The 11,405-nt window shown below is 61.2% G+C and carries 7 protein-coding genes; 2 read left to right on the top strand and 5 right to left on the bottom strand.

Annotated features, from left to right (window positions below):
* Positions 1–104: 104 nt before the first annotated feature.
* A complete protein-coding gene (locus QMX97_RS05470) occupies positions 105–3,956 on the bottom strand; it encodes a bifunctional diguanylate cyclase/phosphodiesterase (protein ID WP_065910205.1) in 3,852 nt (1,283 codons plus the stop codon).
* Positions 3,957–4,241: 285 nt separating this feature from the next.
* Here QMX97_RS05470 and ettA point away from each other — a divergent pair, with 285 nt between their 5' ends.
* A complete protein-coding gene (gene ettA / locus QMX97_RS05465) occupies positions 4,242–5,906 on the top strand; it encodes an energy-dependent translational throttle protein EttA (RefSeq protein ID WP_025859215.1) in 1,665 nt (554 codons plus the stop codon).
* A gap of 349 nt (positions 5,907–6,255) precedes the next feature.
* Positions 6,256–7,593, top strand: a complete 1,338-nt coding sequence (gdhA, locus tag QMX97_RS05460) for an NADP-specific glutamate dehydrogenase (RefSeq protein ID WP_282396345.1) — start codon at positions 6,256–6,258, stop codon at positions 7,591–7,593.
* Here the strand turns inward: gdhA and QMX97_RS05455 are convergent.
* From QMX97_RS05455 to QMX97_RS05440, 4 genes are all read right to left on the bottom strand, one after another.
* Positions 7,590–8,078, bottom strand: coding sequence for a GreA/GreB family elongation factor (locus QMX97_RS05455; protein WP_065910209.1), 489 nt, complete (start codon positions 8,076–8,078; stop codon positions 7,590–7,592). The two genes, gdhA and QMX97_RS05455, sit on opposite strands and share 4 nt — an antisense overlap.
* An 87-nt stretch (positions 8,079–8,165) precedes the next feature.
* Positions 8,166–8,522 carry a hypothetical protein gene (locus QMX97_RS05450; protein WP_282396344.1) on the bottom strand — a complete coding sequence of 119 codons (357 nt, stop codon included), beginning with the start codon at positions 8,520–8,522 and terminating at the stop codon, positions 8,166–8,168.
* A 203-nt stretch (positions 8,523–8,725) separates the two neighbouring features.
* The gene (locus QMX97_RS05445) at positions 8,726–10,579 is read right to left on the bottom strand and encodes a DUF4105 domain-containing protein (RefSeq protein ID WP_282396343.1); all 1,854 of its coding nucleotides are present in this window, start codon (positions 10,577–10,579) and stop codon (positions 8,726–8,728) included.
* Positions 10,580–10,670: 91 nt separating this feature from the next.
* Complete coding sequence (locus QMX97_RS05440; RefSeq protein WP_016973832.1) at positions 10,671–11,159, bottom strand: DUF3015 domain-containing protein; 489 nt, start codon at positions 11,157–11,159, stop codon at positions 10,671–10,673.
* Between the last annotated feature and the right edge of the window lie 246 nt (positions 11,160–11,405).

Here is an 11,405-nt window from a genome sequence, read left to right as displayed (position 1 = left end):
GAGCAAGCCCGCTCCCACATTCAATCGGGTTCCTTCAGGTGGAATACGGTCGAATGTGGGAGCGGGCTTGCTCGCGAAGAGGCCATCCGCATCACCTGAGGGTTTCAGTCGAACATGAACAGCGCATCATTGCTGAATTGCGCCTCGAACCGATTCGCCGGCATCGGCCGCCCGAACAGGTAGCCCTGCACCTCGTCACAGCCGTGCTCACGCAGGAAATCCAGTTGTTCATGGGTTTCCACGCCTTCGGCGATCACTGCCAGGTTCAGGCTGTGGGCCATGGCAATAATCGCCCGGGCGATCTGTGCGTCCTGCTCGCCGGACGGCAGGCCATCGACGAAGGTACGGTCGATTTTCAACACGTCGATGGGAAATTGCTTGAGGTAGTTGAGCGACGAATAGCCAGTACCGAAGTCGTCTACCGCAATGCTCAGGCCGAGGTTTTTCAGGCTGTCGAGGATGTGCATGGCTTCGTTGACTTCGCGCATCAGGATACTTTCGGTCAGTTCCAGCTCCAGGCACGCCGGCGGCAGGCCGGTGTCCTTGAGGATGGTGGCGATGCGCGTGCCCAGTTGGCCGTCGGAGAACTGCCGCGCGGAGATGTTCACCGAGACTTTCGGCACGCGGACCTTGTTCTGGTGCCAGGTCTTGAGCTGGCGGCACGCCTCGCTGATCACCCAGTCGCCCACGTCGACCACCAGGCCCAATTCCTCCAGCACCGGGATGAAGTCGCCCGGTGGCACCAGCCCGCGACGCGGATGGCGCCAGCGCAGCAGGGCCTCGGCGCCGGTCAGGCGCTTGCCGTCGCCGCTGAACTGCGGCTGGTAATAGAGCACGAATTCGTTCTGGTCCAGCGCATGGCGCAGATCGCTTTCCAGCTCCAGGCGCTCCAGGGCGCTGGCGTTCATGTCGGCCTGGTAGAACTGGAAGTTGTTTTTACCGCGTTCCTTGGCGTGATACATCGCCGTGTCGGCGTTCTTCATCAGTTGGCTCAGTTCGTTGCCGTCCTGCGGGCTCAAGGCGATGCCGATACTCGCGGTCACGAAGAACTCGCGGCCTTCCAGCACGAACGGCTTGACCAGGCTGGCGAGGATCTGCTCGGCCACGTGGATCGCGCGGTTCAGCGCCATTTCGCGGTTGACCCGTGGTTGCAGGAGCAAGGTGAACTCATCGCCGCCCATGCGTGCCACGGTGTCGTCTTCGGCCACGCAGCCGAGCAGGCGGGTCGCCATTTCCTTGAGCATGCGGTCGCCGGCGGCGTGGCCCAGGGAGTCGTTGATCGGTTTGAAGCGGTCGAGGTCGAGGAACATCAGCACCACCCACGACTTCTGCCGCTCGGCCGACTGCAGCGCAGTGTGCAGGCGGTCCTGGAACAGCGTGCGGTTGGGCAGGTGGGTCAGGGCGTCGTAGTACGCCAGGCGGTGGATACGCTGTTCGCTGGCCTTGCGCTCGCTGATGTCACTGAAGAAGCACACGTAGCTGGCCAGGTCGCCTTCGTCGTCGAACACCGCCGTGATGCCGACCCAGGCCGGGTAATGCTCGCCGTTGCGGCGCTTGAGCCAGACTTCGCCTTCCCAGGTGCTGTGCTGGTGCAGTTGCTTGAGCACGTAGCGCAGGTGGGCTTCCTGTTGTTCGTCGACGGTAAGCATGTTCGGCAATTGATCGAGGACATCCGTCACCGCGTAGCCGCTGACCCGGCTGAACGCCTCGTTGGCCTGCACGATATAGCCGGCCGGGTCGGTGATCAGGATCGCCGAGGTGGAGTGCTCGAATACCGTGGCCGCCATGCGCAGGTCTTTTTCGGCGCGGCGTTGCTGGCTGATATCGCGGCCCACGCCGAGGATGCCCTCGAAGGCGCCGTGCTCGTCCCATACCAGCACCAGGCGAAGTTCGATCGGCACTTTGCGACCGTCGGCGCGCAGGCAGTCGAACAGGAACAGCTGGGTCTGTATTTCATCACGCAGGCGGTTCAGCGCTTCGGGATCGCCCAGCGCGCGGCTGACCTGTTCCACCAGGCTGTAGATGCCGGTCAATTGCTGCGGGTTGGCGATGATCGATTGCCAGCCGTTCTTGAACACCCATTCCACGTCGTAACCGAGCACGGCATTGACCGACGGGCTGATGTAGTTGAGGGCCAACTGGCTGTCGGTGGAGCAGATTACGTCGCTGATGCTTTCGGCCAGCATGCGGTAGCGCTGTTCGCTGTCGCGCAGGGATTCGCTGGCTTCGATCTGGTCGGTGATGTCCTTGGCCACGCCGATGATGCGCGTGACCAGCGCGGTCTTGTCCCGGGCCAGGGCCTGCTCGCGGATATCAAAGCGTCGCCACTGGTTATTGCGATGGCGAAAGCGCAGCTGGCATTGCAGTTGGGTGGTGTAGCCGATCTCGCGTTGTTGCTGGCGCAAGTCGTGGTAATGCTCGGCGTCCTCGGGGTGCAGCAGGATTTCCCAGAAGTACTCGCCCATTTGCTGCAGTTCGGCCTTGTTATAGCCGAGGGTGTGGCCCAGGTGGTGGTTGCTGAAAATCATGCGCTGGCTGATCACATCCTGCACATACAGGTGGTCGGGCACGGTGCGCACCACGTCCGACCAAAAGCTTTCACGCTCCACCAGCGACAATTCGATCAGCTTGCGGCTGGTGATATCGCTTATGCTTAGGATCACTGCCTTGAAATCATCCTGTTGCTCGGGCAGGCGCATCACCAGCCACAGGTATTGCTCGTTGCCGGCCACGTCCTTGAGCTGGATTTCCAGCTCCAGCTGGTGCTGTTGGGTGAGCACGGCCTCGAGTATCTGGTAGCCGATGGAGGTGGCGTTGCGCGGGCAATCATCGACCAGCCGCTCCCAGGCTTCTTCGCAGGAGCCGACATTCAACAGGCGCACCGCGACCTGGTTGACCTCGGTGATGCGCAGTTCCTTGAGCAGTTGCTGGCGTTCGAGCGGGTTGTCCTGCAGCCAGGCCTTGAGCTGTTCGCGGGTCTGCAGCTGTGCCCGGTCGAAGCAGGCATTCAGGCCCGACAGGTCAAGCACGCACAAGGCCACGCCGGTGCCTTCGAAAATATCCTGGTAGCGCCGCCGGCCCTCATGCACCTGGCGCTGGCGGCGGCGCATGTTCAGCAGCACGATCACCGGGATCAGGGAAAACGCCAGGCCCAGCAGGCATTTGCCGATGAACGCCGGCAGCAGTTGTTCCAGCACGGCGGTGCGGTCGAACAGCCCGCGCAATTGCCAGTCGCTTTTGCTCAGGGGCGTGACCAGCACGCTTTTATTCAACTCGTCGGGGGTGAGGGCGCTGGCCCACTGGGCCGGCATGCCGCTGTCGCGACTGATGACACGGTGGTTGATGCGGTTTTCGATGGCCCACATGGGGCGCTGGCCCTGGCCGTCCTGGCGGGTGAGGCTGGTCAGGTAATTGGGTGCCAGGCGCAGCACCCAGTACATCCTGGAACCGCCGCTGGGCTGGTGCAGCAATAGATAGATGATGGCGCCGTCGTTGTTGTTGCTCAGGTAGTAGGACTGCGCGTGGCTGCGCTGCACCAGTTCTTCTAGCCAGGGGCCGTCCTGGCTGTCATTGGCGCTGTCGCTGATCATCGCGCCGCTGGGGGCGAGCAGGGCGATGCTGCGCAGTTCCGGCAGTGAACGTTGCAGGGTGCGCATCAACGCCTGCTGCTGTTCGCTGTCACGCGGTGGCTCGACCATCGGCAGCAGGTTCAGGGCGATTTTTGCGCTCAGGCCCATATTCAGGCTGATCTGCTCAGCCAGGTCGGCGCTGTAGTCGATGGTGTATTGCTGCTGGTTCTTCTGGTTCTGCTGCAACTGGTCCAGCAGTTGCCAGAACAATAATGCGAGCAACATGAGGACAAGCGTCGCCAACGCGCCTTTGAGGGTGCCGTGCAGGGGCGCTCCCGGCGCTATATGAGCGGCGCGCAGGGGAGTGGGCGGCGTGACTTTGGACAAGCTGTGATCCTGCGGTTTGGCTGGACTGGCGCGCGACGTGCACTATAAGCCGGACGCCCGGAGGGCGGCTAGCATGCCTTGACTTGTGGCAAAGTGCCAGCCCCGCCTGGCTGGACTGGCCCAGCGCATTCAGGTAGCTTTGCCGGTTACGCGGGGGCGTTCCAGCCCCAGACATTCAGGCTTTTTCCGCACGCAGGCATTGATTACCGTCAACGGCCCGCGCGGCGCATGGCCTGGCACGGGCTTCGCCCGCTCAATTCATCAGTCACTGACGCTAGGTTCACCATGGCTCAATACGTCTTCACCATGCATCGGCTGGGAAAAGTTGTTCCGCCGAAGCGGGAAATCCTGAAAAACATTTCGCTATCCTTCTTCCCCGGCGCCAAGATCGGCGTGCTCGGCCTCAACGGTTCGGGTAAGTCCACGCTGTTGAAAATCATGGCCGGCGTCGACACCGAGTTCGAAGGCGAAGCTCGCCCGATGCCCGAACTGAACATCGGCTACCTGCCGCAGGAGCCGCAGCTGGACCCGGCGAAGACCGTGCGTGAAGTGGTCGAAGAGGCCGTCAGCGTGATCAAGGACGCCCAGGCGCGCCTGGACGAGGTCTACGCCGCCTACGCCGAACCGGATGCCGACTTCGACAAGCTCGCCGCCGAACAGGCCAAGCTCGAAGCGATCCTGCAGGCCGGCGACGGTCACAACCTGGAACGCCAGCTGGAAGTCGCCGCCGATGCGCTGCGCCTGCCGGCGTGGGACGCCAAGGTCGAACACCTGTCCGGTGGTGAGAAGCGCCGTGTGGCCCTGTGCCGCCTGCTGCTGTCGGCTCCCGACATGCTGCTGCTCGACGAACCGACCAACCACCTGGACGCCGATTCCGTCGCCTGGCTGGAACACTTCCTTCACGATTTCCCGGGCACCGTGGTTGCGATCACGCACGACCGGTACTTTCTGGACAACGTCGCCGGCTGGATCCTCGAGCTCGACCGTGGCGCCGGTATCCCTTACGAGGGCAACTACTCCGGTTGGCTGGAAGCCAAGTCCGACCGTCTGGCGGCCGAATCCAAGCAGCAATCGGCCCACGAAAAAGCCATGAAGGAAGAACTGGAGTGGGTGCGCAAAGGCGCCAAGGCCCGCCAGTCCAAATCCAAGGCACGTCTGCAACGCTTCGAAGAAATGCAATCGCAGGAATTCCAGAAGCGCAGCGAAACCAACGAGATCTACATCCCGGCCGGTCCGCGCCTGGGTGACAAGGTCATCGAGTTCAAGAACGTTTCCAAAGGCTATGGCGACCGCGTGCTGATCGACAACCTGTCGTTCTCGATGCCAAAAGGCGCGATCGTCGGCGTTATCGGTGGTAACGGTGCGGGTAAATCCACGCTGTTCCGCATGCTGATGGGCAAGGAAACCCCGGACTCCGGCAGCATCGAGATCGGTGAAACCGTGCAGCTGGCCTGCGTTGACCAGAGCCGCGACGACCTCGACGGCAGCAAGACGGTGTTCCAGCAGATTTCCGACGGTTCCGACCAGATCCGCATCGGCAACTATGAAATCCCGTCGCGTACCTACGTCGGTCGTTTCAACTTCAAGGGCGGCGACCAGCAGAAGTTCGTCAAGGACCTGTCCGGTGGTGAGCGTGGTCGCTTGCACCTGGCCCTGACCCTGAAAGAGGGCGGCAACGTCCTGCTGCTCGACGAACCGTCCAACGACCTCGACGTTGAAACCCTGCGTTCCCTGGAAGAAGCCCTGCTGGACTTCCCGGGCGCCGCCATTGTGATCTCTCACGATCGGTGGTTCCTTGACCGCGTCGCGACTCACATCCTGGCGTACGAAGACGACTCCCAAGCGGTGTTCTTCGAAGGTAACTACACCGAGTACGAAGCCGACCGTAAAAAGCGTTTGGGCGATGCTGCTGCCCAGCCGCACCGTGTGCGTCACAAGAAACTGGCCTGATTCGGGTTGGTTTAAAAAAACGGAGCCTTCGGGCTCCGTTTTTTTTGCGTGTTGCTCAGGCAGACCGAGTTGAATTCATTCGCGAGCAAGCCCGCTCCCACATTCGACCGCATTCCAAAGTGGGAACACATGTCAAATGTGGGAGCTGGCTTGCCTGCGATAGCGGTTTAAAGGCTGGTGCATGCTTCAGGTTGAAATCCCTCTCATGGTGCAAAAAAGCCGATTTATTTATATCAAATGCACCATTTAAATTCACAAAAGCGACATCTTGCGCTTTTCAGGTGCAGCATGAATTGCTAATGTCCGGCTCAATCTCCCTTAAAAACAATCAATTTGCCGAGACTTCTCCATGATCGAATCTGTCGAATCTTTCCTTTCGCGCCTCAAGAAACGCGACCCCGACCAGCCGGAATTCCACCAGGCGGTAGAAGAAGTCCTACGCAGCTTGTGGCCGTTTCTTGAAGCCAACCCCCACTACCTGACCTCGGGCATCCTGGAGCGCATCTGCGAGCCGGAGCGCGCGATTACCTTCCGGGTCTCGTGGGTGGATGATCATGGCAAGGTCCAGGTCAATCGCGGGTTTCGCATCCAGATGAACAGCGCCATCGGCCCCTACAAGGGCGGCCTGCGCTTCCACCCGTCGGTGAACCTGGGCGTACTCAAATTCCTCGCCTTCGAGCAGACCTTCAAGAATTCCCTGACCTCCTTGCCCATGGGCGGCGGCAAGGGCGGTTCGGATTTCGATCCCAAGGGCAAGAGCGACGCCGAAGTCATGCGCTTTTGCCAGGCCTTCATGAGCGAGCTGTACCGCCATATCGGCGCCGACGTGGACGTGCCGGCCGGCGATATTGGCGTGGGCGCCCGTGAAATCGGTTTCCTGTTTGGCCAGTACAAGCGCCTGAGCAACCAGTTCACCTCGGTGCTGACCGGCAAGGGCATGACCTACGGCGGCAGCCTGATCCGCCCGGAAGCCACCGGGTTCGGCTGTGTGTACTTCGCTGAGGAAATGCTCAAGCGCAATGGCCAGCGGGTCGAAGGCAAGCGCGTGGCCGTTTCCGGCTCCGGCAACGTGGCGCAATACGCGGCGCGCAAGGTGATGGACCTGGGCGGCAAGGTAGTTTCCCTGTCCGATTCCGAAGGCACCTTGTACGCCGAAAGCGGTTTGACCGAAGAGCAATGGTCGGCTCTGCTCGAACTGAAAAACGTACAGCGCGGCCGTATCAGCGAGCTGGCCGAGCGTTTTGGCCTGGAGTTCCGCAAAGGCAAGACCCCCTGGGAGCTGGCCTGCGATATCGCGCTGCCCTGCGCCACGCAGAACGAACTCGACGCCGAAGCGGCCCGCACCCTGCTGCGCAACGGCTGCATCTGCGTGGCCGAAGGCGCCAACATGCCGACCACGTTGGCGGCGGTGGATATCTTTATCGAGGCGGGCATTCTGTTCGCGCCGGGCAAGGCGTCCAATGCCGGCGGCGTAGCCGTCAGCGGCCTGGAAATGTCGCAGAACGCCATGCGCCTGCTGTGGACTGCCGGTGAAGTGGACAGCGAGCTGCACAACATCATGCAGTCGATCCACCATGCCTGCGTGCATTACGGCGAGGAAAACGGTCGGATCAACTATGTGAAGGGCGCGAACATCGCGGGCTTCGTCAAAGTCGCCGATGCGATGCTCGCGCAAGGCATCGTCTAGGCCTCGGGTTCGATCACCAGCACTTCGATCAACTGGTCACCGACGGGGCGCTTCCACAGCACTTCGTCGCCGACCTGGGCACCGAGTAACGCGCGGCCCAGCGGCGAGCCCCAGTTGATCAGGTTGGCGGTGGCGTCGGCCTGGTCTTCACCGACTAATTGGATGCGCTGCTGCTCGTCCTGCTCGTTGGCAAAGGTGACCCAATTGCCGATCTGCACCTTGTCGGTAGACTTGGCCGGTGGCACCACTTGGGCGCTCTGCACGCGCTGATTGAAGTAGCGCAGATCGCGCTCGAGATCCGCCTGGCGCTGCTTATCGTCTTTGGCAGATTCGAGGCTGTATTCGTGCTGCAACTGCGCGACTTTGGCCTGTAACTGCGCCAACCCTTGCGCGGTGAGGCGATTGGGTTGCTCGCTGACCTGGCGCTCCACCGGCTGGTCGGCCTGGGCGGCAGCGTTATCTTCGTTTACGAAAGCTCGGCTCATGACATGCTCCTCCTATGGAGTTTGGGCCATGTTCGCCGCACGATCGTTCCCACGCTCTGCGTATCCGCCGGTAAGGTCGACGCAGACCTATTGCGAGCGATACGCCCTGGCTGCGTCTTTGTCTTTCTCCTGCTGCCACGCACGTTCGCGGTCATCCCAGTGATTGTCCTTGTAGTCGCGCAACTCTTCGTTCTCTCGCATGGCCTTGCACTGACGAAAACCATCCTCCCAGCCTTCGGCGTATTGGCGGTCTTTCAAGTAGCGCGGCACATTCTTGCGAAACTCCCCGGTGATCACCCCGGCGGCCTGGCGACCACTGCTGCAGCCATCATCAAAACCGTCGGCGAACGCCGGTGGATAACCCTTGGCCAACAACTCCTGGTGAGTGGATTGGCAACCCGCCAGCCCCACCACCGCACACAGCATTAGCGCATACCGCCACATGGCGTACTCCCTGGCCGTTTCACGGCTGATAGGGAGAGTCTAGAAGGGGATTTGTCGGGGAGGTGTGAAAGGGAAGTGAGAAAGACGTGGGCGAATCCAAAACGTGCCGGCGATGACGGTGTGTCAGACAGCCTGGCCGTTGCTGATACACCGCTATCGCGGGCAAGCCCGGCTGCCACATTTTGATCATCGCCAGCTTCTGTTCAGTAGTGATACCACTTCACTTCGAGCATCACTTCATTGACCGGTGTCGACAGGTGGCTGTACTCGCGCTGGGCGCTCAGGCGCAGGCCTAGGTTACGAGACAGTTCCCACTGCTGGTTGAGGCTGAGGCTGCGGCGCACTTCACCGTTGGTGAAGAAATCGCCCTTGGCTTCCAGGCTCAGGTTGCCCAGCGGGTTTTTCCACAGTACGCCGGTGTTGAAACCGGCTGCCGGGGAGATGGCTTCGCTGAAGTCGTTGTTGTGTTCCACGCGCACGGTGCCGAGGGCGAAGCCGAGCATGTCGTCGCTCAGTTGCCAGGTGCCGCCGGCGCCGCCGTTGACGTGGGCGACCAGGGTTTCGTCGTCGTGCTTGCCGGGGACGCGTTCCAGGCCGCCGGTGACTTGCCATGACCACGGCTGCAGCAAGGCATTGCGCGGGGTCAGCGAGCGAATGGTCGCCAGGTCCAGTTGCTGCAGTTGCCAGTGATTGCCTTCGTACTGGCGCAGTTTCATCTGCAGGATCTCGATCTGCGCGCCAAGAGGGAAGCCCTCGGCGTTGTCATTGAGGTCATGGTAGGCCATGCGCAGGCCGTATTCACCGAACGCCTTGTCGCCACGGGTGCCGATACCGGCTTGCCAGGTGCGCGATTCATGGCCGTTTTCCGGCAAGCCAGGCGGGACGATTTTCAGGTCGGGCGCGGGGTTCTGGTTGATCGCCCGCAGCAGTTCGAAGCTGCGCTGGGAGCGTTCGGTGTCGCGTTCCAGGCCGTTGGCGCGGTAGCGGCCGAGGCGATAGGCGGCGTCGATGATCAGGGCTTGTCGGTCACGGGGCAGGGCTTTGAAGGCGGGCTCCTGCAATTGTTTCTGGTCGTCGCTGACCTTCAATACCCATTGCTGCTCCTCGCTGTCCAGCGGTTTGGCGCGCTCCAGCAGCTCACGCTCACGTGAGGGGCGATAGTCGATTTTCTCGACCAGGCCCGCGTCTTTTACCGCCTTGACCGTGTCGGTGGGGATGGCCGTGAGCGGGAATTGCTCGGTCAGGCGCAGGCCAGGGCGCGCCACTTGCAACAGTTCCAGCAGGCGATAGGAGCAGTTTTCGTCGAAGAAGAAGTAGTCGAACTGGATCTGCTTGAGTTCCCACACATGTTCGACCATGCGCTCGGTCTCGACCTGGGTCAGGTTCAGACGGTATTCCCACAGGTCACGGTTCTCCAGGCTACGGTACTCGGAGAGTTTTTCCTGGTAGGGCACCAGGGCGAACAGGCCGGGGTAGCCGCCCATCAGGCCTTTCCAGGCGTAGAGGATGCTGTTGTCCGAGCCTTCGATGTAGGCGCCGAAGTTGATCGCGTAGCTGAGCAGGGCGGTGTTGTTGCTTTGCACGTCCGCCTGGTCGATGCGCAGCAGGGTGTGGCCGAACATCGACGACGGGCTGTTGAGGTACGCCGCCGGGAAGATCATGACCGCGCTGTGGGGCGCGACGTCCTTGAACCATTGCTTGAATTCTTTGCAGTCCACGGCGGGCAGGTCGGTCAGGTGCAACTGATCCTTGAGCCAGCGGGTACGTGCGGGGTAAACGCATTGGGCGTGTTTCTCACCGAGGCTGGCCGGCAGGTACAGCGCTTCGACGGTGGCCTTGAGTTCCGCGTCCGGGTGGTGGGCGCCATCGGGGGCGAGGAAGAATTTCTTGTCGCTGACATAGCTGCGCCAGCCGCTGATCTTGCCGGCTTCGTAGTGGCCCAGGGACAACCAGAACGGGTCGTTGGCCAATTGCTGCAAACGTTGATCATCAAGATGCGGGGCCGCGAACAGCGGGGCGCAAGCGAAGAGTGCCAGCCAGGCAAAGCGTTTGAGCATAGGGGCAACTTAAGTCGGATAAAGTGAGACCCAAAGGGGGGCGGGTCCAAAAATTAAAACCCGCGCCTCGAGAGGCGCGGGCGGGTCGAGCTTAAGCCTGGGTTGCGTATTTCGCCAGACGGGCATCGCTTTTCAGTACAGCCAGGGTGTTGTTGTGCACGTCGTCAGCGGTCACGTCAGCTTTGCTGAAGATCTGCTGGAAGTGCTCATGGGTAACGGCCGCGAAGTGCTCGCGATCTTCCGGTGCAACGCCCAGTACCACCGCGTAGGTGGTCAGTGCTTCGCCATTGCCTTTGGCCATGTCTTCGGACAGCTCGTTCATCATGCCATTCATGGCAATCCACGATTTGCCGCCGTAGGTCAGGGCGCTGTTGGTGCTGCAACCGTTGGTGCCCGAGGTCATGCCGAAGGTGGCGTTACCGGAGGTACCGTTGGTGGTGGAAGCCAGGAAGTGCGCTGGAGTACCGCGCTGGCCTTCAAACAACATGTTGCCCCAACCGCAGTTCGGGCCACCTGGTGCTTCAGCCATGGCATTGAGGGAGACAACGGTGAAGAGAGTACCAAGAAGGATCCGTTTCATAGCTTTGTTCTCTTTGTGTGCAAACCAATGGACAAGGGTTCAGGCACTTCGTAGCGCCCTAGGGATCGGTTATTAGTCCAACCCGCGCAGTTTGGAGTTTAGGCACGTTCCAAGGGTTCCGTGTGTTTTTATAAAACAATCAGCGTTGTCGCGATTTTTTTGTAGGACGCATCCCGCGTCTATGCTTTCCCACAGGCGCGCCTTGCCATAGCGCGTAACCGGGAGCCAGAATGCCGTTATCTGCCC

It is taken from the genome of Pseudomonas sp. PS01298, from assembly GCF_029959745.1.
GTDB lineage: Bacteria > Pseudomonadota > Gammaproteobacteria > Pseudomonadales > Pseudomonadaceae > Aquipseudomonas > Aquipseudomonas aylmerensis.
Note: the sequence above shows the minus strand (reverse complement) of the source record. Positions and strands in the feature narration are given on the sequence as shown.

Excerpts from the sequence above, each read along its gene's own strand:
- QMX97_RS05445 (WP_282396343.1), bottom strand. The coding sequence starts at position 10,579 with ATGCTCAAACGCTTTGCCTGGCTGGCACTCTTCGCTTGCGCCCCGCTG.
- gdhA (WP_282396345.1), top strand. The coding sequence starts at position 6,256 with ATGATCGAATCTGTCGAATCTTTCCTTTCGCGCCTCAAGAAACGCGAC.
- QMX97_RS05440 (WP_016973832.1), bottom strand. The coding sequence starts at position 11,159 with ATGAAACGGATCCTTCTTGGTACTCTCTTCACCGTTGTCTCCCTCAAT.
- ettA (WP_025859215.1), top strand. The coding sequence starts at position 4,242 with ATGGCTCAATACGTCTTCACCATGCATCGGCTGGGAAAAGTTGTTCCG.
- QMX97_RS05455 (WP_065910209.1), bottom strand. The coding sequence starts at position 8,078 with ATGAGCCGAGCTTTCGTAAACGAAGATAACGCTGCCGCCCAGGCCGAC.
- QMX97_RS05450 (WP_282396344.1), bottom strand. The coding sequence starts at position 8,522 with ATGTGGCGGTATGCGCTAATGCTGTGTGCGGTGGTGGGGCTGGCGGGT.